The 24,051-nt window shown below is 30.7% G+C and carries 17 protein-coding genes; 12 read left to right on the forward strand and 5 right to left on the reverse strand.

Going from position 1 to position 24,051, the window contains the following annotated elements; all coding sequences use genetic code 11:
• Positions 1-3 precede the first annotated feature (3 nt).
• Positions 4-1,107: a fibrobacter succinogenes major paralogous domain-containing protein gene (locus tag BVC87_RS04575; RefSeq protein WP_143569717.1), complete on the forward strand. Its 1,104-nt coding sequence runs from the start codon at positions 4-6 to the stop codon at positions 1,105-1,107.
• A gap of 68 nt (positions 1,108-1,175) precedes the next feature.
• The gene (locus BVC87_RS04580; protein WP_075341174.1) at positions 1,176-2,525 is read left to right on the forward strand and encodes a TlpA family protein disulfide reductase; all 1,350 of its coding nucleotides are present in this window, start codon (positions 1,176-1,178) and stop codon (positions 2,523-2,525) included.
• A 185-nt stretch (positions 2,526-2,710) separates the two neighbouring features.
• Here the strand turns inward: BVC87_RS04580 and BVC87_RS04585 are convergent, their stop codons facing one another.
• The gene (locus BVC87_RS04585; protein ID WP_075341229.1) at positions 2,711-4,246 is read right to left on the reverse strand and encodes a YifB family Mg chelatase-like AAA ATPase; all 1,536 of its coding nucleotides are present in this window, start codon (positions 4,244-4,246) and stop codon (positions 2,711-2,713) included.
• Positions 4,247-4,551: 305 nt separating this feature from the next.
• Here BVC87_RS04585 and BVC87_RS23765 point away from each other — a divergent pair, with 305 nt between their 5' ends.
• The 3 genes from BVC87_RS23765 to msrA are packed head-to-tail and all read left to right on the forward strand — an operon-like array spanning position 4,552 to position 5,856.
• Positions 4,552-5,082, forward strand: coding sequence for an N-acetyltransferase (locus BVC87_RS23765; protein WP_234974636.1), 531 nt, complete (start codon positions 4,552-4,554; stop codon positions 5,080-5,082).
• Positions 5,083-5,092: 10 nt separating this feature from the next.
• Positions 5,093-5,344 (forward strand): peptide methionine sulfoxide reductase, encoded by a 252-nt coding sequence (locus tag BVC87_RS04595; RefSeq protein ID WP_075341175.1) that lies wholly within the window; start codon positions 5,093-5,095, stop codon positions 5,342-5,344.
• An 11-nt stretch (positions 5,345-5,355) separates the two neighbouring features.
• A complete protein-coding gene (gene msrA / locus BVC87_RS04600) occupies positions 5,356-5,856 on the forward strand; it encodes a peptide-methionine (S)-S-oxide reductase MsrA (protein ID WP_075341176.1) in 501 nt (166 codons plus the stop codon).
• 88 nt (positions 5,857-5,944) lie between these two features.
• Here msrA and BVC87_RS04605 read toward each other — a convergent pair whose 3' ends face one another.
• Positions 5,945-11,137 (reverse strand): beta strand repeat-containing protein, encoded by a 5,193-nt coding sequence (locus BVC87_RS04605; RefSeq protein ID WP_075341177.1) that lies wholly within the window; start codon positions 11,135-11,137, stop codon positions 5,945-5,947.
• Positions 11,138-11,420: 283 nt separating this feature from the next.
• Between BVC87_RS04605 and BVC87_RS04610 the strand changes: the two genes are divergently transcribed.
• Together BVC87_RS04610 and BVC87_RS04615 are read left to right on the forward strand one after the other, a co-directional pair.
• Positions 11,421-14,465 carry a glycosyltransferase family 117 protein gene (locus tag BVC87_RS04610; RefSeq protein WP_159439316.1) on the forward strand — a complete coding sequence of 1,015 codons (3,045 nt, stop codon included), beginning with the start codon at positions 11,421-11,423 and terminating at the stop codon, positions 14,463-14,465.
• A 10-nt stretch (positions 14,466-14,475) separates the two neighbouring features.
• A complete protein-coding gene (locus tag BVC87_RS04615; protein ID WP_075341179.1) occupies positions 14,476-15,240 on the forward strand; it encodes a class I SAM-dependent methyltransferase in 765 nt (254 codons plus the stop codon).
• A gap of 264 nt (positions 15,241-15,504) precedes the next feature.
• On the opposite strand, the gene BVC87_RS04620 is transcribed toward BVC87_RS04615, so the two are convergent.
• Positions 15,505-18,231, reverse strand: coding sequence for a substrate-binding domain-containing protein (locus tag BVC87_RS04620; protein WP_083629268.1), 2,727 nt, complete (start codon positions 18,229-18,231; stop codon positions 15,505-15,507).
• Positions 18,232-18,642: 411 nt separating this feature from the next.
• On the opposite strand from BVC87_RS04620, the gene BVC87_RS04625 reads away from it, so the two are divergent.
• From BVC87_RS04625 to BVC87_RS04645, 5 genes are all read left to right on the forward strand, one after another.
• Positions 18,643-19,947 carry a site-specific integrase gene (locus tag BVC87_RS04625; protein WP_075341180.1) on the forward strand — a complete coding sequence of 435 codons (1,305 nt, stop codon included), beginning with the start codon at positions 18,643-18,645 and terminating at the stop codon, positions 19,945-19,947.
• A 14-nt stretch (positions 19,948-19,961) separates the two neighbouring features.
• Complete coding sequence (locus tag BVC87_RS04630) at positions 19,962-20,825, forward strand: hypothetical protein (RefSeq protein WP_075341181.1); 864 nt, start codon at positions 19,962-19,964, stop codon at positions 20,823-20,825.
• 176 nt (positions 20,826-21,001) lie between these two features.
• On the forward strand, positions 21,002-21,301 hold the full coding sequence (locus BVC87_RS04635; RefSeq protein WP_075341182.1) for a DNA-binding protein: 300 nt from the start codon (positions 21,002-21,004) through the stop codon (positions 21,299-21,301).
• On the forward strand, positions 21,294-22,511 hold the full coding sequence (locus BVC87_RS04640; RefSeq protein ID WP_075341183.1) for a primase C-terminal domain-containing protein: 1,218 nt from the start codon (positions 21,294-21,296) through the stop codon (positions 22,509-22,511). Before BVC87_RS04635 ends, BVC87_RS04640 begins: the two co-directional genes overlap by 8 nt.
• An 80-nt stretch (positions 22,512-22,591) precedes the next feature.
• The gene (locus tag BVC87_RS04645; RefSeq protein ID WP_075341184.1) at positions 22,592-22,951 is read left to right on the forward strand and encodes a hypothetical protein; all 360 of its coding nucleotides are present in this window, start codon (positions 22,592-22,594) and stop codon (positions 22,949-22,951) included.
• 18 nt (positions 22,952-22,969) lie between these two features.
• Here BVC87_RS04645 and BVC87_RS04650 read toward each other — a convergent pair whose 3' ends face one another.
• Together BVC87_RS04650 and BVC87_RS04655 are read right to left on the reverse strand one after the other, a co-directional pair.
• The gene (locus tag BVC87_RS04650; RefSeq protein ID WP_075341185.1) at positions 22,970-23,686 is read right to left on the reverse strand and encodes a recombinase family protein; all 717 of its coding nucleotides are present in this window, start codon (positions 23,684-23,686) and stop codon (positions 22,970-22,972) included.
• Entirely contained in the window at positions 23,686-24,003 is a 318-nt protein-coding gene (locus tag BVC87_RS04655) for a hypothetical protein (RefSeq protein ID WP_075341186.1), read from the reverse strand. The genes BVC87_RS04650 and BVC87_RS04655 overlap by 1 nt, the downstream gene beginning before the upstream one ends.
• Between the last annotated feature and the right edge of the window lie 48 nt (positions 24,004-24,051).

Here is a 24,051-nt window from a genome sequence, read left to right on the forward strand (position 1 = left end):
AAAATGAATATAAAATTTAAAAATTCGATTAAAAGAGGTTTATTGGTAACTATTTTGACTTCCGTTACCATAGTAAATGCTCAAGTAGGAATAGGTACTAATACTCCAGATGCTTCTGCTGCTTTAGAGGTAAGAAGTACAACTAAAGGATTATTATTACCAAGATTGACAAACGCCCAAATCAATACAATTTCTAACCCTGCTGAAGGTTTAATAATCTACTGTATAGATTGTGCACCTAAAGGAGTATATGTATATGATGGAATAAGTTTTAAAAGCTTACTTGATAATACTGCGGTAGACAATAGCCCTTCTGCATTAGTATTAAGCCAAATAGGAAATGAAGCAGATAACCCTGATGTTGTAAATTCTGTAGTAACTGTGGCACAACTAGGGATGATCACTCCAGCTTTATTAGGAATTGTAGCTAGTAATCAAACAGATTATCAAAATTACATTGATTCGAATCCTGATAATTTTTCTGTACCTGCTACTACTTCTGAAGTACAAGCAATGATTAATGCTGTAAATGGTTTTGGACAAGTTACAGGGGCAGGTGGAGCTATATGGTTAGATCGTAATCTAGGAGCTAGTCGAGTTGCTACATCTACTTCAGATGCTGATGCTTATGGAGATTTATATCAATGGGGTAGAAATACTGACGGACATCAATCTAGAACTAGTAATACAGCAACAGGTCCAGTAGCTAGTGGTAATGAAGGAAGTAATTTCATCATTGGAAGTAATAATTGGTTAAATGCTAAAGATAATACGCGTTGGAACGGTACTACTAAAGGAATACACGACCCTTGTCCTAGTGGTTTTAGAGTACCTACCTCAGCAGAATGGCTTACTGAAAGGGATGCTTGGTCTACACAGGATGCAGATGGTGGTTTTTCAAGTCCATTGAAGTTACCTATTACAGGTTTTAGAGCTAGTAGTACCGGTGAAGTTAGAAGTTTCATTAGAAGAGGATTTTATTGGTCTAGTATACAATCTGGTAATAGTGGTCCTGAAGCTCTTGAATTAATTGAAGGAGTTAACTTTAGCCAGATTGCAAATCCTCTTTTTGCATCTGGTCAACCTGTACGTTGTATCAAAGAATAAAAATATAAAATATCATACTTTTTAAACTGCCCTGCATCGGGCAGTTTCTTATTTACTAAACACAACTTATGAGAATATTTTCTATACTTCTTATAGTATTTTCAAATTTTATACAAATACCAGCACAAAATATTCAAGGTCAATTAATGGGTCATGCAGGTCAAAAATTGACATTAATTGGATTTGATTATTATAAAGACTATCCTCTTCATACTACAACTGTTGATCAACAAGGTAATTTCATTATTACTTACCCAGAAAACTATCGAGGCATGGCTATTTTAGAAACTGAGCGTAATAATCGTTTTATATTATTATTAGATGGGGAATCAATTCATCTAAAAGGAACTCATTTGAATGCTTTCGATAATTTGCAATTCACAAAAGGAACTCAAAACCAAAAATTTGTCGCTCATGCAAAAGCAATGATTCAAGAAGATAAGGTATATGCTGCTTGGCGTTACCTACAAAAACAGTACAATAATCCATATTTCAGCACGCAGAATAATAGTAAAAAACATATAGATAAAGAAATAAGACGCATTGAAGGCGCTCATACTAAAAGGCAAGAATCACTAAAAAAAGAAAGTTATCTGAGTTGGTATATGCCACTCCGCAAATTGGTGAACGACATGCCAAAATCTATTCAAAATTACTCGGAACGTATTCCTTTGAATATTCAACAGTTCAGAAATATAGACTTCACAAATTCTAACTTTAAAACCAGTGGTATTTTTAGAGAATTGATTGAAGGTCATTATTTTTTATTAGAAAATATGGGAACATCTTTAGGCGAAGTATATAAAGAAATGAATTTAAGTACTGATTACCTGATTCATACTCTAAAAAATAACTCCTCGTTACTTAATGCTGTAGCCAAAGAACTATTCGTACTATTTGAAAAACGTAGTTTATTTAAAGCTGCAGCACATTTATCATCTCGATTACTAGAAAAAACATACTGTAGTTGTACCATTGAAGAAAGTTTACAGAAAAGAATGCATAAATATGGAGTACTCAAAGTAGGAAATACAGCTCCAGACATTCAACTGACAACAACAAAAACGTTAAGTGATATCAAACAGAATGTTTTATTGGTTTTTGGAGCAAGTACTTGTGCTACTTGTCAAAAAGAAGCTAATGAATTAGTAACATATGACAAGCAATGGAAAGACTCTAAAACGCCTTTGAAAATTATTTATATAAGCTTAGACACAAATCAAAATATATTCAATAGTGCTTTTAAAAATGTTCCATGGCAGAGTTATTGTGATTTTAAAGGATGGGAATCAAAAGCGGCAAAGGATTACCACATAAATGCTACACCAACTTATATTTTACTGAATAAAGAACGTAAAATTTTACTACATCCAAGATCTTTGGCTCATGTTAATGCTTGGATTCAAGGAAAGCTGTAACTGTTAAATTAAAAGTTGTTATTACTATGAAGCTGTCTGAAAAAGTATTTTCAAACGTCATTACGAAAAATTTAATTTTGAAGTAATCTTATTATTAGTAACTTAAATTTACACGATTCCTTCATTTCATTCGGAATGACGACTTTTTAGACAGCCTCACCTATATTCATAATAGTTTTAAATTGCTACCCCAGCCACCCTTCTCTATCTAGGCTCCTATATTGAATGGCCTCTGCAATATGATGTGATTGTATATCTTTTGAACTCTCTAGATCAGCAATAGTTCTACTCACTTTTAAAATACGATCGTAAGCTCTAGCGGATAAATTCAATCTATCCATTGCATTTTTTAGTAATTCTTTACTTTGCATATCTAACACACAAAATTCACGTATTTGTTTTACATTCATTTGTGCATTATAATGTATTGATTCTAATATAGAGAATCGTTCTGTTTGTATTTTCCTAGCTTCTGTAACTCTTTTTCTAATTTCGACACTTGTTTCTCCTTGTCGTGTATCAGATAATTTTTCAAAAGGTACAGGTGTTACTTCAATATGAATATCAATTCGATCCAGTAAAGGTCCTGATATTTTACTCATGTAACGTTGCATTTCGGCTGGTGAAACCGAAGCTGCACTATTCTCATCTGAAAAATAACCTGTAGGACTTGGATTCATACTAGCTACTAACATAAAGCTACTAGGATAATTTACTGTAAATTTTGCTCTAGATATTGTTACTTCTCTATCTTCAAGAGGTTGACGCATCACTTCCAAAACAGAACGCTTAAATTCAGGAAGTTCATCTAAAAAAAGTACTCCATTATGCGCTAATGATATTTCTCCTGGTTGCGGATATTGACCTCCGCCTACTAATGCGACGTCTGATATTGTATGATGTGGAGATCTAAAAGGACGTTGATTTATCAATCCTGCTTTTTTAACTTTTCCTACTACAGAATGAATTTTAGTTGTTTCTAAAGCTTCATTTAATGACATTGGTGGTAAGATAGATGGTAATCTCTTAGCCAACATCGTTTTTCCTGCTCCAGGTGGCCCGATTAAAATAATATTATGTCCTCCTGCCGCTGCAATTTCCATACAACGTTTAATAGATTCTTGGCCTTTTACATCTGAAAAATCAAACTCAGGAAAATCTAATTGGTTGTAAAACTCTTCATGTGTATCTACAACGGTAGGCAATAGCTGTTGCGTTTCATTAAAATGATCTATAACTTCTGTTATACTTTCTACTCCATAGACTTCCAACCCTTCAACTATAGCAGCTTCCTTTGCATTCTCTTTAGGTAGAATAAAATAGTTAAAACCTTCTTCTTTTGCCTTTATTGCTATGGGAAGTGCTCCTTTTATAGGTTGCAACTTTCCGTCTAAAGAGAGTTCACCCATGATTACATATTCATCTATATTCGTAGATTGAATTTGGTTTGAAGCTGCTAAAATTCCTGTAGCAATGGTTAAATCATAAGCAGCACCTTCTTTTCTGATATCTGCTGGTGCCATATTTATGATTATTTTTTTCCCAGGAAGTTTGAAATTATTATTCTTAAGTGCAGCAGAAATCCGATATGAACTTTCTCGTACCGCATTATCAGGTAAACCAACTAAATGATACCCTATTCCCTTATCTATATTAACTTCAACAGTAATGGTGGTTGCTTCTACTCCGAATAGCGCGGAGCCATAAACTTTTACTAGCATAGCCTTTTTCTTAAACAATTTTCGCTAAATACGGTATTTTAAATTTAAAATGCAAATTCTAGGTTTTACAATTCGTTTTAAATAGAATAATTATAAAGTTATGTTATGATTAAACTAACAATATATACCTTCTATTGACTTCACTTATTTACCTAAACATCTTAGCTATGCTTTTCTTTATTTTATATAACTTCGTAAGCAATTCATATGTTATTAGACTAAACTATCAACATATGAAGAAAAGATGTTTTTACGAGTTATGGAATTAGAAACTTTCTAAAATAAATTACATATTTAAAGACAATTTGAGAAATATCCCAACTGTAAAATTATATGGAGCGAGTCATTGCCACAAAACTCAATACTATAAACAAATTTTTGATAAAATAGAACTGCCTTATACTTTTTTAGATGTTGAAATAAATAAAATACATGCAGAAGAACTTCGTAATCTCTACGAAAACAGAAAGTTGAATTTTCCGACAATTACTATTGGAAAGAAAAAACTACGAAACCCAAGTGAAAAAGACCTATTTAAATGGATACATAAATTAATACCTAGTATGTTAGAACTGAAACATAATAAAGACGAAAATAAATATACTTTAGATATAAACGGACAAGAAGCTAAGGTAGAATATGTTTTTCAAGAAGGACAAATGCTATTAACACATTCTGAAGTGCCTTATCAATTAAGAGGAAAAGGAATTGGAAAAGAATTAGTGTTGAAGACTTTCGAAAGGCTTACAGAAGAAGGTCATAAGGCTGTAGCTGTTTGTTCTTATATCAAAACTGTAAAAAATAGAAACAGTTACTGGAAGGATATTATAAGATAAGGTTTTTAACATGTCAATCTTAAACAACATAATAAGATTTCCAAACGGATACTCGGAAGGGATTTATCTAGATAAAACATACGGAATTACGAAAAGCACATTTAATAAAAATAAATCTTTTAAGATTTATGCAGAAGAATTAGGCGGAACCAACTTTATAAGCCTTAACTTTTACATCACTACAACTAATGAATTATTAAAACCTTGTGAAATGCCTGCTGAAAAAGTAATTCATTTTTTGCAAAACGTACGACTACTTTAAATTTAAAAATTATGAACAGTTATAGAAAAGCATATATAGCAGGGGGTTGTTTTTGGGGAATGGAAGATCTTTTTAGAAAAAGACAAGGGATCATTGATACTGAAGTTGGTTATCAAGGAGGAGAAAATGACAATCCAACCTACAGGAATCACCCGGGACATGCTGAAGGTATCGAAATTACTTATGATGCCGAAGTCACCTCTTTCAGGGAATTATTAGACTATTTTTTTAGAATGCATGATCCTACAACAGTAGATCGTCAGGGAAATGATAGAGGATCAAGTTATCGTTCAGCTATATTTTATCAAAATAATGAGGAAAAAACAATCGCTGAAGAAATGATTAAAATTGTAGATGCTTCTGGGAAATGGTCTGAAAAAGTAGTTACCAATTTAGAACCTTGGTCTACATTTTGGATTGCTGAAGACTATCATCAAGATTATTTAGTTAAAAATCCTAATGGTTATACATGCCATTTTGAAAGATTTAGCGAAAGTTTCATTCAAGAATAATTTAAATCTAACATTTTTTTTAAATAAAACTAAACAAAAAAAAGCTTCGCAAAATGCGAAGCTTTCTATATCGTTTTTAGTGTTCTTTTTATTTAATCACCATACGTTTGCTATCTATTTTTATTGTTCCTACATAAAGTGTATAATGATATACACCAGCTGGCAAACCGTCACTGTTAATATTTAACTCACCTTCTCCACGATCTTCTAATGCTATTTCAGAGATAATTTTACCTGTACCATCATTAAATACCATAGTTGCTTTACTAACCTCATATGGTAGATAATATTTTATTGATGAAGTACTACTAAAAGGATTAGGAATGTTTTGATATAACTTAGGCCTATCCTCTTTTGAAACTGGGGTCCCTCCTGTTGATAACGTTGCATCACATGCGCAGCTTTCAAGTGCCTGAATACGTGACAACACATTTGTCATTTGTGACTGTAAATTGGTTAACTCAGTTTGAGCAGAACTTAAATTTGATTGTAAATTAGAAATTAATGGTGCTAAGTTTACAGATACTGAAGTACCATTTTCTATTTCTATGGTTAACTTCGATCCCGATAAAGTAGCCGCTTTAAGATTTTGTTTATCTGTATTTACATAAGATGAAAGATCCACTGAATTCCCATTAGTTATTGCCAAATTATTATTAGATAACCCTAATGTTTGATTATCTGTATTTGTTCCACTTTGTAAACTAGATAAATCTACACTATTACCATTTGCAATACTCAATGTTGTTCCTGACAAGTTTAATGTTTGATTATCTGTACCTGTTCCATCTTGTAAGCTTGATAAATCTATACTATTTCCGTTTGCAATACTCAAATTTGTACCCGTTAAGGCTATAGTTTGTGCATCCGTGTTATCTAAATAACTTGATAAATCTACTGAAGTAGCATCGTTAGTTAAACTTAACGTATTGCCTGATAAAACTAAATCTTGCGCATCGGTATTATCTAAATACGATGAAAGATCAACTGTCTTTGAATTCCCAGAAATACTTAAGGTATTTGCAGATAACGATAATTCTTGATTATCCGTGTTATCCAAATAACTTGATAAATCAACTGAAGTAGCATCGTTAGTTAAACTTAATGTATTGCCTGATAAAACTAAATCTTGCGCATCGGTATTATCTAAGTACGATGAAAGATCAACTGTTTGTGAATTTCCTGAAATACTTAAGGTATTTGCAGCTAACGATAATTCTTGATTATCCGTGTTATCCAAATAACTTGATAAATCTACTGAAGTAGCATCGTTAGTTAAACTCAAAGTATTTCCTGATAAAACTAAATCTTGGGCATCGGTATTATCTAGATACGATGAAAGATCAACTGTTTGTGAATTTCCTGAAATACTTAAGGTATTTGCAGCTAACGATAATTCTTGACTATCCGTGTTATCCAAATAACTTGATAAATCTACTGAAGTAGCATCGTTAGTTAAACTTAATGTATTACCCGATAAAACTAAATCTTGTGCATCGGTATTATCTAAGTACGATGTAAGATCAATAGTCTTTGAATTCCCTGAAATGCTTAACGTGTTCATCGCTAATGATAATTCTTGACTATCCGTGTTATCCAAATAACTTGATAAATCTACTGAAGTAGCATCGTTAGTTAAACTTAATGTATTACCCGATAAAACTAAATCTTGTGCATCGGTATTATCTAAATATGATGAAAGATCAACTGTTTGTGAATTTCCTGAAATACTTAACGTGTTCGTCGCTAATGATAATTCTTGACTATCCGTATTATCCAAATAACCTGATAAATCAACTGAAGTAGCATCGTTAGTTAAACTCAAAGTGTTTCCTGATAAAACTAAATCTTGTGCATCTGTATTATCTAGATACGATGAAAGATCAATAGTCTTTGAGTTTCCAGAAATACTTAACGTGTTCATCACCAATGATAATTCTTGACTATCCGTATTATCCAAATAACCTGATAAATCAACTGTTTTAGCTGCTTCACCGTCTCCTTCCAATGATAAACTTAAGGTATTGGTGTTAAGTGTAAATCCATCTATCTTTTGATCATCTGTGTTATCTAAATATCTAGCCAAATCAATAGTAGTAGCATCGTTAGTTAAACTTAACGTATTTCCTGATAAAACTAAATCTTGTGCATCTGTATTATCTAAGTACGATGAAAGATCAACTGTTTTTGAATTTCCTGAAATACTTAACGTGTTCGTCGCTAATGATAATTCTTGACTATCCGTGTTATCTAAATAACCTGATAAATCAACTGAGGTAGCATCGTTAGTTAAACTCAAAGTGTTTCCTGATAAAACTAAATCTTGAGCATCTGTATTATCTAAATATGATGATAGATCAATAGTCTTTGAATTCCCTGAAATGCTTAACGTGTTCATCACCAATGATAATTCTTGACTATCTGTATTATCCAAATAACCTGATAAATCAACTGTTTTAGCTGCTTCTCCGTCTCCTTCCAGTGATAAACTTAAGGTGTTAGTGTTAAGTGTAAATCCATCTATCTTTTGATCATCTGTGTTATCTAAATATTTAGCCAAATCAATAGTAGTAGCATCGTTAGTTAAACTCAAAGTGTTTCCTGATAAAACTAGATCTTGAGCATCGGTATTATCTAAATACGATGAAAGATCAACTGTTTTTGAATTCCCTGAAATACTTAAGGTATTCGTCGCTAATGATAATTCTTGACTATCCGTGTTATCCAAATAACCTGATAAATCAACTGAAGTGGCATCGTTAGTTAAACTCAAAGTATTTCCTGATAAAACTAAATCTTGTGCATCGGTATTATCTAGATACGATGAAAGATCAACCGTAGAAGAATTCCCAGAAATACTTAAGGTATTTGTCGCTAATGATAATCCTTGACTATCTGTATTATCCAAATACTTAGCTAAATCAATTGAAGTAGCATCGTTAGTTAAGCTTAATGTATTGTCTGTTAATGTTAAATCTTGTGCTAAGTCTGATAAATCTACAGTTTGATTATGTCCAAATATTAATTGCTTGTTACTATTATTATATCTAGTTTGTTTAAAAATAGCTCCAATATCTATATATCTCGCACCACTATTGGTCAAGTCAATTCTTAGTGAATCTCCAGCTATTCCTCCTCCAATAATATCATTAAGCTGAACTGAATTTCCTTTTCCTATAGACAATTCTCCAGTATCTGGTTCATAAGCTAAATTTCTTGTAGACCAAGTTAAACTACCAGATCCATCCGTAACTAATACCTGATTTGCAGTACCATCTGTAGTTGGAAACTCATAATTACCTGCAATATTTAAACTATTTGCAATTTGCATTTTTCCTTCCGTACTAATAGCTGCCACTGGTGGAGCATTATAAGGTCCCCATGTCCAACCATTATTTGTTGAAGTACTCATTGAATTTTTAATACTAACACCAGTAACAGGACCATAATCATAGTTAGCACTTCCTCCATAAGAAATTTTGTAACGTTCACTGTTATTAAATTCTACTCCATTGGCTTCTCCATTATTAAATTGTAATACGTTATCTCCCATATTTAATGTAGTAGTTGCTGTATGATTACCTAAGTTATCAGCTAATAAAGTAACCCATGCAGTTCCATTCCAAGAGTATAATAAATTTTCATCCGTATCGTATACAATCAAACCGGCTTCAGTTTCTCTAATTCCAGGAGAAGTTGGTACCGCAGGAAATCTAGGTTGCATTGCAGTTCTTTGGGCAGTTGTTAAACGGTTTACAATTAAACCTTTGTTTGTTCCGGTTAGATCTAAAGAAGCAAATTCATTAGGTGTATTTGTACCAATACCAACTCGAACTGGATTTGTAGCACCTCCTAATATCATTGTATTTGCTGAAGAAGTTGTTGCTCCATTACCAATCGCAATGGAGTTACTAGCATTAACTACAGCATTATATCCGATAGCAATATTATTAGTTGCTTCAACAGCACTTGGAGTCGGACCTGAAGGAGAGCTATCAATAATATCATTAGAACGCGCACCATAACCAATAACAATAGCTCCATTATTTTGAGCTACGGTATTTGCCCCTATTGCTACGGCTTGAGTATTATCAATATCAACAGCTCGTCCAATACCTACTGCATCTGATTGTGAAATATTAGATTGATATCCAATCCCTACCGAATAATCACCATTACTAGTAGTTACAAATTGATATCCCATGCCAATTGCTCCTGTAGCATCTGACATATTCCCATCATTACCAATACCAATTCCATATTGTCCAGAATTAAACGAACGATATCCCATGGTTATTACATCATTTTGAGCTGCAATAGCTTGAGATCCAAAAAATGTAGTTCTACTACGATTCGTATCTCCTCTAAAACCAGTAAAGTTTGTATTCGAGGTTATTCCATCGGCTCTTCCATACCCTGAAAACGCTCCAAAACCAGCATTATCTTCACCTTCTCTATTAGACGCTCCAGACAAAAACCCCATATATGTATTACGGTTAGCATTAGTCGTATTATTGGTTCTATTGTTATCCCAACCTGACATTGCTCCGACAAAGGTGTTAAAATCTGCCCATTCAGTAGCTACTCCTGATGCAGCACCAACCATTGTATTGTATATTCCATCCCCAATATCAATAGCAGAAGAATCTCCAATAGAAGTATTATGGTGTCCATCATCAACATCGCTCATAGCTTCACTACCTACAGCAGTATTTCTATATCCTACATCTGCTGATATTCCTGCTTCATTTCCTACGAATACATTTTTATACCCAGTAGTATTACTCATACCTGCATCTTCTCCTATAAAGGTATTTTCATATCCAGTCGTATTTTTTGTTCCTGACTCTTCTCCTACAAAAGTATTGTCATACCCAGTAGTATTATTTTCTCCAGATTCTGTACCAATAAATACATTATCTCCTCCTGTTAAACTCAGTCGACCAGCTTCTTCCCCAATAAAAATATTATCAAAACCAGTAGTGTTTGAATATCCAGCTAAATACCCTATAGCTACCATTCCAGCAGATCCATTTAATGATGGATCACCAAAACTAGAGCTGTGAACCGCATTTTTACCAGCTCCAAAACCAAAAAGAGTTAATCTAGATGTTAATGTTGCAACTGAACCAGTACTATCTCCAAACATTGTGTTATAATCACCTGTTGTAATGCTAATTCCTGATCCTGTTCCTTGTGTTTCGTTAAGGATTTGTGCTTGTAATTTTGTAGTGTAAACTACTAATAGAAAAAATACTATTGAGGGTAGTAGATTTTTCATGAAAAATTGAGATTTTAAATTCTGTGTCAAAAGAAATAATTATTAATGAGCTACTTATTAATATAGACCGGACAAAAAACGGACAAAACATAAACAACTAAATAATAAACAGTTAAAAGCCTACCTTTGTCTCTAAGTTATGAGCTAAAAATTCATCCATAAGTACAACAGATATCCTTTTAAATACCCTGTATTTTTTTTGAAAAAAAATTAGATTTAAAAAATAATGAATCATTCAGATAAAAAAAACTTATATCTTTCGCCTCGAATTTTAGAATCTAACATGAAAAAAAAAGAACAAATTATAGGTTGGCTATTATGTACAACCGTATTCATAATTTATGCTGTTTGTTCTTCTCATACCATTTCTTTTTGGGATAGTGCTGAGTTTATTTCTAGCAACTACAAATTACAAGTTACTCATCCTCCAGGGTCTCCATTATATATGCTTATTTGTAATGTAATCATGGGAGTATTTCCACATATTAGCATTGCATTTTTAAGTAATATTCTTTCCAGTTTTTTCGGCGCAGTGACAGTTATGATAATTTACTTTATCACGATAATAATTACAAAATCTCTTGTTTCAGAAACTAAAATTCACACACCTGTTTTATTACCAATTATCAGTGGAATTATTAGTGGGTTTACACTAGCTTTTATACATAGTTTTTGGATTTCATCTACAGAGACTGAAGTATACACATTATCTTTTTTATTATTAGTACTTACTTGGTATATCGGTTTATTGTGGTTAAAAACTGAAAATAAAAGAAGAGAACTCCAATTATTCCTTTTAATTGGTCTTCTATTAGGTTTATCTACTTGTGTTCATTTAATCAATCTTTCCATAGTTATTCCTTTATCTATTCTTCTTGTCAAAAAAAGGCATTCTTTAACTTTTAAAAATATCTTAGTTGGATTAGGAAGCGGAGTATTTATTTTCTTATTTATTTACGGATTTGTTATTCAAGGTTTTTTAAGAGTTGCACTTAAATTAGATATCTTTTTAGTTAATGAACTTAGACTAAAAATTAATATAGGCCTCATTATACTCTATAGCTTTCTATTAAGTTTATTGGCTTTTCTTTTATGGATTACTATACAAAAAAGAAAACCTAAACTTTTACTATTTAGTGGATTTCTCTTATTCTTTTACATAGGAATAAGCCCTTATGGAACAAGTATGATTAGAGCTAATGCTAAAACTCCATTATCTAATAATCCTATCAACAGTTTAGAACTATTAAAATACATAACTGCAGAACAATTTGGCATAAGTAATACTCCCTTAGTTAAGGGATATTCTTTTAATGCTCCTTTAGATAAAAATAGGCCTTTCTCGAATCAAACACCTAAACTATATTATAGCACTAAGGAGAAAAAATATATCACTGTAGATGATGGTATTTATATTAAAGAAAATTATCCTCGTGAATTCATAACTTTTTTTCCTCGAATGTATAGTAGAAAGGAGGCTGATATTTCTGGATATAATACATGGACAACAATTAAAGGAACTCCAATAGAATATCCTATAAACGGAACTCTTCAACAAATTAACAAACCTACTTTTACAGAAAACTTAAGTTTTTTTTACAACTATCAAGTAAATTGGTTATACCTAAGGTATTTGTTTTGGAATTTCATAGGCAAACAGAATGATAACAAAGGAACTGGAACCATTCTTAATGGAAATTGGATTAGTGGTTTTGCATTTATTGATGCTCCAAGAGTTGGTGAAAATAGTATAATTCCTGATTATTACAAGAATGATTTAAGTAAAGACACCTATTACTTTTTACCTCTTCTCTTTGCTCTTACAGGCTTATTTTTTTTAAGAAAAAGTCCTGTTAACTTTTTCACTTCATTATTGTTTTTTTTCACTTTTGGCTTAGGAATAACATTATATGTAAACCCTACTCCCACTAGTATTTTAATCCGAGAAAGAGATTATATTTTTGTAGGTTCTTTTATTCCTTTATGCATTTGGATTGGGTTAAGCACTATTCAATTGTATACGTGGCTTTCTATTGTTAGTAAAACTAAAATAATAGTAGTTATTTCATCGCTGATTATTTTCTTCTCAGTCCCTTTTCAATTGTTCATTAAAGGTTGGGATGATCACAATAGAAGTAACGACACTTTTGCCAGAGATTTTGCTAAAGGTTATTTAGATTCTTGTCCTCCAAATACGATCTTGATTACTAATGGAGATAACATGACTTTTCCACTTTGGTATTTACAAGAAGTAGAAAATTATCGTAGTGATGTAAGAGTGATTAACTTTGATCAGTTAACCTTAAATTGGTACATAGAAAAATTAAAAACTACTGTAAATACTTCAAAAAAACTTACGATTTCTATTCTTAAAGAACTTTACCATAAAGGTCCACAACAACTGTTACCTTTACAGCAAGAAACGGATAAACCTGTAGATTTAGATATCCTTTTTAATTTTTTATCTGAACCTTCAACAAAAAAAGAATGGAATGGTAAAGCAACACACTATATTCCTGCTAATATTTTTTCGGTTTCTATTGATACCTTAACCATACCTAAACCGTACAATACAGATAAGTTAAATCTAAAGTTAGTTGACACAATTCAATGGAATTTTCATAAAAACTTTTATGCAGTTAATGATATTGTCCTACTTAATATTATTAAAGAAAATATAAATAATCGACCTATAGCTTTTGCTATAAATGGGAATCAAAATCATTATTTAGGATTGCAATCTCAAACCATACAAAGAGGAATGGTAGAATTATTAGCTCCTATTAAAAGATCAAAACCAGGTTTGAATCCAAAAATTGTTGATACTTCTATTGAACTTCCGCATTTTAAAGGTTTTGAAGACTCTAAAGTTTTTATCGACTATGAAAATCGTGCTTACGCCCAACAAATTTTAAGACGAAACTATTATTTCCAAGCTCAAGCTTTACTTGAAGAAGATAAAAAATTAGAAGCATTACAAATATTGGATAAGAGTATTAAAACTTTCCCTAATCAAACAGTACCTTTTAAACAATTTGCATTTGCCATGGGGAAATTATATTTCAGAGCTAATGATTTAGAAAAAGGAAAGATTACATGTTTAACAGCAATGCAAAATTTAAGAGAAGAACTTTTATGGCTTATCTCTTTTAACCCACCTAACCCAATTATAAATGTTAGGTATGCAAATAGATTAAAAAGTATGTATTTGCAAATGATTGATCAGTATTCAAGATTTCAGCCTGATAAAGCTCATCAACTCAAAGAAGAGTTTACATCTATTGAAATTTCTTTCCAAAAATGGCACAAATTAAACTGGCCATATTAATTCTTTTTTTATGTATTTTTTTTCCACTGAAGTAACCTCTTCAAAAATAATTTCAGACAGACCTTTATATTTACGAACCAAAAAAGCTTATGAAATAGTTAAAAATTTAGCTTTTGGGAACACATTAGAGATTGGTTGCGGCGAAGGTTATGGTGTTGATATATATTATAATTACATTTCTAATTTAACCCTAATCGATAAATCTAATTATCCTGTTGAACTTTTAAGAAAAAAATACCCAGACGCTTCTGTAATTCGGCAAAAGGTTCCTCCTTTAAAAAACATTCCTGATAATTATTTTGATACTATTATAGCTTTTCAGGTAATTGAACATATTAAAAATGACAATCTATTTCTTGATGAAATATATAGAGTATTGAAACCAGGTGGAAAGGTATATATTACAACACCTAATGCTAATAAAACAATTGCCAGAAACCCATGGCATTATAGAGAATATAATTTTTTAGAACTGGAAAATTTGGTTCAACGTTATTTTTCTCAATTTACAATACAAGGTATTGAAGGAAATTATAAAACAGCTCAATATTATAGCAATAATGAAAGATCAGTAAAAAAACTATTACGATTAGATCTGTTTAACCTACACAAAAAATTACCTGCATTCATACTAAAAATTCCTTATGAAATTTTAAACCGTTTGAATAGAAAGAAGCTTTTAAAGCAACAAATTACAGAAATTACTATAGATGATTATTCCTTAAATTCCTTTTCTGAAAATACACTTGATTTTTTCTGTATGCTTACAAAATAAAAAAAGCGCAACTCTTGTTTGCGCTTCTGTAATCTTTTTAACAATAATGTAAATAAATCCCCCAATTTTTTTACTACTCTTTCCTTGTTATGAAAGCTATGTAAAGATTACACTAACAAATTTATATGCATAAGGAAGGATAAAACTTCAAATTTGTTACCAATAAAAGAAAAACACAAATACCTGATTTCAAAATCAAAAGCTTAACCAAATTATAGTTTTGTTACCTATTCGTAATTATTTATTCAAAAAACATAAATAAAATTATGCCTTTTTAAATTGATTTGGTGTTTTGTTATACTTATTCTTAAAAGCTGTAGAAAAATAGTTTGGAGATGAAAATCCAACAGAATAAGCGATATCTGCAATACTTAAATTAGGTTCATTCAATAACATCTCTTTCCCTCTTTCTAATTTAATATTTTGTATATAATCACTAATCGTAATACCCAATACTGCTTTAATTTTACGATATAATTGAACTCGAGAAATCCCTAACTCTTCTGCTAAAATTTCCACAGTAAATGTAGAATCATCTAAGTTTTTAGTAATCAATTCATCTATTTTATTAATAAATGCCGTTTCTTTATTTTTCTTCTCTTTACTTTTTGTTTTTACTACAGTAACTTTACTCAGATCAAGAGATTCTTTAAAGTGTTTTTGTAACTTTTTTCTATTGTAAAGTAATGTTTCTAAAGATTGAAACAACACCGATAAATTAAACGGTTTGGTTAAAAACATATCTACTCCAGATTTCAAACCTTTAATATGTGCTTCATCAGATCCTAATGCAGTAAGTATTAATACAGGTATATGAGAAGTTCTCTCGTCTTTTTTAACAAAATCACAAATTTCAAAACCACTTTTTTGAGGTAAATTAACATCGCTAATAATTATATCTGGTATTACCTCTAATATCGTTTTCTCTACTTCTATTCCATCTGATTCACGTACAATATATAATTCTGATAACTTCGTTTTAAGAAAATCTCTTAGGTCTATATTATCTTCAATGATCAACAAGGTTTCTTTTTCTTTCTTTTCTTTATTCGTTGTTTTTACATCAATAAATGAAGTTTCTTTAATTACATCTACTTTTTCTATTTCTCCTGTAATTACAATTTCTTCAGGTTTTAAATGTGATTTACCTTTGGGTAAACGAATAATAAATTCGGCCCCTTCATTTTTTCTTGAATCGACTTTAATACTTCCTCCATGAAGCTTGATATACTCTTTTGTTAAATATAAACCAATCCCTGAACTTGATTGTTTATTATTAGAACCTTGGTAAAATTGATTAAAAATCTTCTCTTTTTCATTATCAGGTATTCCTATTCCAGAGTCTTTTACCGTAATAAACATATTCTTTGAATCCTCTTGTAAAGAAACCTTTACTTCACCTTTTAACGGAGTGAATTTAAAAGCATTGGATATCAAATTGAATAACACATTATCAAACAAATCTCTGTCTATAAATACCTCTTTTTCTTTCAATTCAGAATGAAAATTGAAATCAATTTCCTTTTTCTGTGCTTCTGAAGTAAAATCTGAAAAAATAACAGAAACGAAGGATTCTAAATTTGTTTTTGAAGCTTTTAACTTGAAATTTCTACTTTCAACTCGTCTAAAATCTAATAATTGATTAATCATTCTTAATAACCTTTTCGAATTATTATAAATTAGATTAAACTCTTTAGGCTTTTCAAATTCATCAGAAATGATGAGCGATTCTGTTGATGATAAGATTAAAGAAATAGGGGTTTTAAAATCGTGTGATACACCTGTAAAGAAATTATTGGTAGTTTCATTAGTAATTCTTAAATCTTCAGCAATTTGTTCAATTTCTTTTTTCTGGCTATCAATTTGATCAATCAACTTTACTAATAAACGCTTTTGTTTAGTTAGCTTTCTCTTTGCTAAAAAAGTTATAATTAAAAGGCTAATTATAATACCTAAGAAAATTAATGTTGCGATTAAAAATTGTGATTGAGATTTATACAATTGAATTTGCTCATCTATTCTAAATTGCTGCTTCTCTATATCTAACTCTTGAGTATGAATTAGTGATAATTGACGATTTAATAATTCAACATTTGTAGCATCTACAACTACTGAAGGTAATTTATATTGTTTTTCAACAGTTTTACCATTGATTAATTCAATGGCAGTTTTAAATGCTTCTTTTCCTCCTGTTGAATTTAAAATTGTTGCTTCTAAAATATCTTTCTGGACTAGATCAATTCCTCCATTCTCTGCATTCAATCCACCAACACCAACAAGTTTTATACTATTTACAAGTCCAACATCTTTTAATGTTGTATAAGCTTCATAAGCTAACTCATCTGAATGTGCAAAAATGTAGTCAATATTCTTGTTTTCAACTAATAGTTTCTTTAATTTTTCTTTAATCCCAGAACCATCATAACTATCTTGTATAGCAGCAACTACATTTAAATTATCGTATTTATTAACGTAAGTATTAAATCCTTTGCTCTTTTGTTTAGTTGGTGTGGTTCCTGCCCAACCTTTAATTTCTGCTATGTTTAACTCTTTTTTCAATGATTGAAAAAACTTTCCTGCGTTCACTCCTACTTCATAATTATCGACACCAATAAACGTAGAATACTTATCAATTTCTCTATCTAAAACTATGACTGGTATTTTTTTATTAAGCGCCTTGTTTATAATAGCCCTTAGTGGCTTTGGAGCTATTGGAGAAACAATAATAGCATCTACATTTTGAGCAATAAAATTTTCTATATCTGCAATTTGTTTATCAACATCTGATTCGGAATCAACTACTAGCAGTTTAGTATCTCCGTGGAAACCAGCTTCTATTTGCATAGATTGAACTACCGCTTTTTTCCAGTTTTTATTTGAAGAAAATTGTGAAAAACCTATTATAAACTCTTTATCGCCATTAGAGTTTTCGCATCCTAATATTATTAAAGATAGTAATACTAAAAACGCTCTTTTAATTATCGTTTTCAAATTCAGAGGGTTTGATTTTTGTTTGCTAAGCTAAAAATTAAAAGACGAAATCACAAAATATCAAATTTTAAAATGCATCATAATAACACAACAAATAATGAATAAAGGCTTTTAAAGAAGATATTATTTTAAAAAATTACTTGATTTGTAGGTAACAAAAAAACCGAGATTAAAAATCTCGGTTTTGTCTTTCAGTACGGGTGAAGGAACTCAAACCCTTGATTTATATTGAATCTCACAAAACACTACCAATACACATAAACCACTTATATCAACAAAGTTAAATCATATTTAATAAGATTTTGAATTTTATTGATTCATTATAATTCATCATAGCTCATCAAATTTCGGGGTAAAAATCGGGGTAAAAATCACATTCACTTTCTTATATTTACCAAAAAGTAATTGCTCATGCCTACCTCTAGCTACCGAATAAAGACTGATAGTAAATTCAACTCAATTTATCTTAGATTCAAAGAAGGGAAACTTGACCTTGAAGTGTCAACAAAAATAAAAGTACCTAGAGGTAAATGGAGTGCGAAACTCCAGAAAATTAATCACACGGACGAAATTAACTACAAAGAACTTAATAAGAAACTCAAGCAGTTAAAAGTGCATGTAGAAAATCAATATAGTACAGATTCACTAGAAGGCATCATTATAGATAACAAATGGTTAAAAAGTAATATTAACAACTTTTTAAATCGAGTCACTCTTAACAAGAGTTTGGATGAAAAATTATTTTTTACAGCATTCTTTCAATCATTTATAGACAGTGCCAAGAAACGAATTAAACATCCCAAAAATCCAATTAAAAAAAAAACAGTCCAACATTACCAAACTACAAAAAATAAAATTGAAGCTTATGAAAAGTATCATGGTAAACATTTGAAATTAGAAGATATAAATATAAAATTCCACACAGACTTTATCGAATATCTTGAAATAGAACAATACTTAAACCCTAACACAATTGGTGGCTACATAGATGTTATTAAGCATGTATGTAATAAGGCTTTATTAAAAGGCTACAGTATTAATAGCGAATTTAAAAGCTCAGAGTTTTACACACCTTCTAATGAAACGTTAGACCCTTATTTGACATTAGAAGAAATCCACAAAATAAACATGTTTAACTTCTCTCAAGACTATCTTGACAACGCCAGAGACTGGCTAATAATATCTGTCTGGACTGGACTTAGGGTTTCCGATTTACTTACCCTAACAAAAACTAACTTGGATAATGACTTTATTAAAAAAGATACGCTTAAAACTAAGTTTCCAGTAATCATACCTCTCCACAATCAAGTAAAAAAGATATTAAACAAAAGAAACGGCAATTTTCCCAGAAAAATTAGTAACCAAAAATATAACAACTACATAAAGGAAGTTTGTAAAGAAGCTGGAATCACTAATATTATTAAAGGTGGAAAAATCTGTGCACAAATAAAAGTAAAGAACGGTGTGAAAGAAACTGTATATAGAAAAACAATTGGCAAATACCCCAAATACGAACTAATTACAAGCCATATTGGTCGAAGAAGTTTCGCAACTAATCACTATGGTAAACTAGACACTTTAACACTAATGAAAATCACGGGACACAAAACAGAGAAACAGTTTCTAGACTACATCAAGATAACACCTAAAGAATATGCAATAAAACTAAAAGCCTATTGGGAAAATATTAATTTTAATGATTTTATAAACAGTTAGTAATATACAATTTAATGGAAGAAAATAAATCACAAGACAACTTTAGCAAACTGTTTAAAAAGTATAATGATTCAAATTATGTTAAATATTTGTATGCTAATCGAAGGGAGAATGTTGATATAGGTTTAGTAAAACACCCCTTTTCTTTTGTCAAAAAAAAATTCATTGAAAACATCAACTATAGTGAATCAAATTCATTTGAATCCTTATTACACTTTAAAAACGAAATTGACTCTAAATTTACAAATGCTTACAACTGCTTTGAACTAGAGTACAGTATTCTAACTACAGACAAAAGCAAATATTTAAACAAAATTATAAATTACTTACTTGAATGCATTCAAGCAATACCGAATAGCCAGAACAAGGAAGTTGAACACCATAATTCAATCATTACTTATGCAATCATGGGAATCTTAGCAAAGATTTCCTTGTCCCACATTCATATTCATATCAACAAAACTAATCGAAAAAAGTTATCTAAATGGTATAAGTTAGAAGAACCCATTCTATCATTTGAATCAATAAGCATCGTGGGTGACAAAAGGTTTCAATCATTATATTATGACCACATGGGGTCTTTTATCAACCAATTTAATACAGATTGGTATGTCTTTAAAGCATTGTTTTTAGGAAAGCCTTTAGAAAAAAAAATTGACTGGAAAGATGGTAAATCCTCTCTATATTTCTTCATTAAACTACTTATCAATTCTAAAGTAATTGTGAATCCAAAAAACAAGCATTGGCAAATCACAGCTGAATTTTTTCTGGTTAAAAATGAAACCATCAGTGCTAGCGATATGCTTAATCAAAAACCAACTACAGACAAGAGAAAAATAGCAAAGCTTAAAAAATTTGTCAGTTTAATAAATTGGTAAACTCTTAGTTTTAAACTATAAGTAGTTTTTGTTTAATATCTTCTAATAAACTCATTTAATAACAGCACTTTAACTTTTTAAGTACGACCAAAGACTCTTAGTCTCCTATAAGAGTCTAAAACAAACAAACATGTAAGTGTATCTTTGCCAGAGAATTAACGGTAAAAATATAACGCATGGAAAAAGTAATATTATCAACTTTAAGTGTTGAAGAGCTAACTGAAACGCTTACCCAGAAAATTTTCGCTTTAATAAAAAGTGAAGTCAAATCTAATCCTATTAAAACGAAGGAAAAGGAAATTCTTACCAGAGAAGAAACTGCAAAGCTCTGTAATATCAAATCTCTAACCACACTTTGGAACTGGGAACAGGATGGTAGGTTAATCCCAGCAATGAGAGCTGGTAAGAAACCACTATACCTTAGGCAAGATGTATTGAATTTCTTAAATATTAAGGAAGGAGACTCTCTTGTTTAATTATTATAAAAGCGTTACTAAGTCTAGTACAGTATTAGGCTCAGTAGAATTAGACAAATTCCTTTATACGATTAAGAATGGCAATGAACACTTAGAGCAGATAAATAAGGCAAGGACGGCTTATACTATAGATAAAAATCAATACAAATTCATAAAATTAAATGAGTTACCATGCTATACTTTAAATTTTCGATTTAATAAAATTAGAAAAAACAGCAATATCATAGATAGTACTGGTTTCATTTATTTAGATGTAGATGGTCAAACCAATATTAATTTATCTAATCCAATAATATTTGCATCATGGCTTTCATTATCTGGTAATGGTAGAGGGATTCTAGTCAAAGTTGAAAATATAAATAGTTCCAATTTTAAAGTCCAATACAACCAAATAGCTAAAGCTCTGGATATTGATGCAGATGATGGGGCAAGAAAAGCTACCCAACCTAATGTATTATCCTATGACCCTAACCTATATATCAATTATAATTCTGAGAAATGGTTAGTTGAGTATAAAAAATCTGTAGAAACAGAAAAAGCCCAGCACAGTAGCAATCTTAAAGCAACCAACACTATAGAGACTGTAGTGGACTATTTTAAGTCATCACTAAGATTTGACAATCTGAGTGACTTGATTGAAAATATTGAGTTTAACGGAGATGTAATACATGATTTTAAAACTAAGGTACTGTATTCTAAAACCACTATACCTTTTAATGGAATCCAAGAAGGGAAACGCAATACCACCTTAATTGCTATAGCATATCAAATTAAAGCTCTTAATAAAGGAATTACACATGAGACCCTATTTAGGTTGATGCGAAGTATTAATGCTGACCACTGCATCAAACCACTTTCATTAAATGAACTGAATTCTATTGTAAGCTACGCTATTAATCAAGAAGACCCAGAACCAATAAAAAACGCTGAAAGACGATTTGTGTTTAATTCTGATTACGATTTGACTACTAAGGAGAAACGTCAAGCGGTTATTAAAGTGATTAATCAAGATAGAGTAAAGGAAAGTAAACTCAAAATCGAAAAAGCAATTGAACAATGGGATTTTGTTAAAGATGGTATTATAACCCAGAAAGGTCTAGCAATTAACGCTAAGATGAATATAAAAACGATAAAAAAATATTATCCATCATACAAATCTGAAATACAAAGCTTAAACAAAGAATACAGAACTAACAACAAGAGTCCATGATGTTTTGATTTTGAATCGAATTACAATTAAAAAGTTTAAAACAAAATAAAATATTAATAATTAATAAAAAAAGTAAAATCATGAGAGAAAGAATTAAAGAATTAAGAAGTGAATTAAATTCGATTATTGAAGAGAATGATGAAATAATAGATGTTACGCAATACGGTGATGAAAAACAAATACGGATAGTATTTGGTTCAATATCAAAGATGGAAAAGCGATACGATTCATGGAAATCATTAGCACATTCAACAAATTTTAGAGGTAATCCGTATGAAAATAATTCATACATGAAAATAGTAGAAGGCAAGTATTTAATAGTTATTTATCCTCCTACATATCTAAATGGTGACTCAAATTGGACAGCTTATAAGGTGAATGAAATAGATTATCTCCATACAATAGCGACAATATCTTTGTTCAAAAGAACTGACTCTTGAATTAAAGAGACTCATTTTTTATTCACACTTTAGATAAAGTCGCTGAACTTGAATTGGGTTAAACTTTTTACCTCTTCTGGTTGTATATTGAAGTTTATTTAATTTATCTGCAATGGCTTGGAAAGTCATTCCTTCTTTTCGAGCTGAGCAGATAATGTCCATTGCTTGGATATTGTTCTTATTATTTCTTGCGTTTTCTTTTATTTTTTCAACACCAAGTTTTTGGTATTTACCAAAACCGTTTGGATTCCCTAAACGGAATTTTCCATCTACAGGAGTCATAGTAGAGCCATCTTTATTTATGTAGATACCTTTTTCAATTTTCTCCTTTTTAACTTTAAGAGCATCTTTAATACGTTTAGAAATCACCTCAGCTTCATGCTCAGCTATAACGGAAAGTAATTGAATGGTAAGCTTATTAGCGTTTGGGTTATCACAGCAAATAAACTCAACACCTCCATTAAATAATGCTGAGGTGAATTCAACATCACGAGCTAAACGGTCTAGTTTAGCAACTATTAAAATAGCCTTATTAGATTTCGCTAGCTCGATAGCCTTGTAAATTTCCACACGTTTCTTTTTACGTGTTCCAGTTTCAACTTCTGTAAATTCACCAACCAGATTTCCTTTTTCGTTAATATGATTGGAAACAGCATTTTTCTGAGCTTGTAAACCAAGCCCAGAATTTCCTTGTTTTTGAGTCGAGACTCTATAATATGCTACGTATTTTTTCATTAAGCAGCTTCGTATTTACCTTCAACATAGTCAATAATATCGACCAACATATCACAATAAACACCTTCATAAGATTTAACAACCTCAGCTTTCTTATTGATAAAAGATATTTGGTATTCATCTAGCCAAGTTAACTCAACTTTAACCCAACCCTTGAATGTTAATCCGTTCACTTGAAAGCTTACACCACCTTGAAAATCTTTCGATTCTGGAAGAGCAACATAATTTTTAGCTCCCCATGCCATTAAGGCAGATTTATCTAAATATTTGATTTGGTCTAAAATTGTTTGAGCGATTTGTACAGACGTATTTTCCATGACTAAGTTTTTAAAGTTAATCAAAGACAACACATTTATAACAAATCG

The organism is Tenacibaculum agarivorans (assembly GCF_001936575.1).
In the GTDB taxonomy this organism is placed as follows: Bacteria; Bacteroidota; Bacteroidia; order Flavobacteriales; family Flavobacteriaceae; genus Polaribacter; species Polaribacter agarivorans.

Coding starts and splice junctions, on each gene's coding strand:
- msrA (WP_075341176.1), top strand. CDS start 5,356: ATGAACAGTTATAGAAAAGCATATATAGCAGGGGGTTGTTTTTGGGGA.
- BVC87_RS04635 (WP_075341182.1), top strand. CDS start 21,002: ATGGAAAAAGTAATATTATCAACTTTAAGTGTTGAAGAGCTAACTGAA.
- BVC87_RS04615 (WP_075341179.1), top strand. CDS start 14,476: ATGTATTTTTTTTCCACTGAAGTAACCTCTTCAAAAATAATTTCAGAC.
- BVC87_RS04595 (WP_075341175.1), top strand. CDS start 5,093: ATGTCAATCTTAAACAACATAATAAGATTTCCAAACGGATACTCGGAA.
- BVC87_RS04625 (WP_075341180.1), top strand. CDS start 18,643: ATGCCTACCTCTAGCTACCGAATAAAGACTGATAGTAAATTCAACTCA.
- BVC87_RS04650 (WP_075341185.1), bottom strand. CDS start 23,686: ATGAAAAAATACGTAGCATATTATAGAGTCTCGACTCAAAAACAAGGA.
- BVC87_RS04645 (WP_075341184.1), top strand. CDS start 22,592: ATGAGAGAAAGAATTAAAGAATTAAGAAGTGAATTAAATTCGATTATT.
- BVC87_RS04580 (WP_075341174.1), top strand. CDS start 1,176: ATGAGAATATTTTCTATACTTCTTATAGTATTTTCAAATTTTATACAA.
- BVC87_RS04630 (WP_075341181.1), top strand. CDS start 19,962: ATGGAAGAAAATAAATCACAAGACAACTTTAGCAAACTGTTTAAAAAG.
- BVC87_RS04605 (WP_075341177.1), bottom strand. CDS start 11,137: ATGAAAAATCTACTACCCTCAATAGTATTTTTTCTATTAGTAGTTTAC.
- BVC87_RS04575 (WP_143569717.1), top strand. CDS start 4: ATGAATATAAAATTTAAAAATTCGATTAAAAGAGGTTTATTGGTAACT.
- BVC87_RS04585 (WP_075341229.1), bottom strand. CDS start 4,246: ATGCTAGTAAAAGTTTATGGCTCCGCGCTATTCGGAGTAGAAGCAACC.
- BVC87_RS04610 (WP_159439316.1), top strand. CDS start 11,421: ATGAAAAAAAAAGAACAAATTATAGGTTGGCTATTATGTACAACCGTA.
- BVC87_RS04655 (WP_075341186.1), bottom strand. CDS start 24,003: ATGGAAAATACGTCTGTACAAATCGCTCAAACAATTTTAGACCAAATC.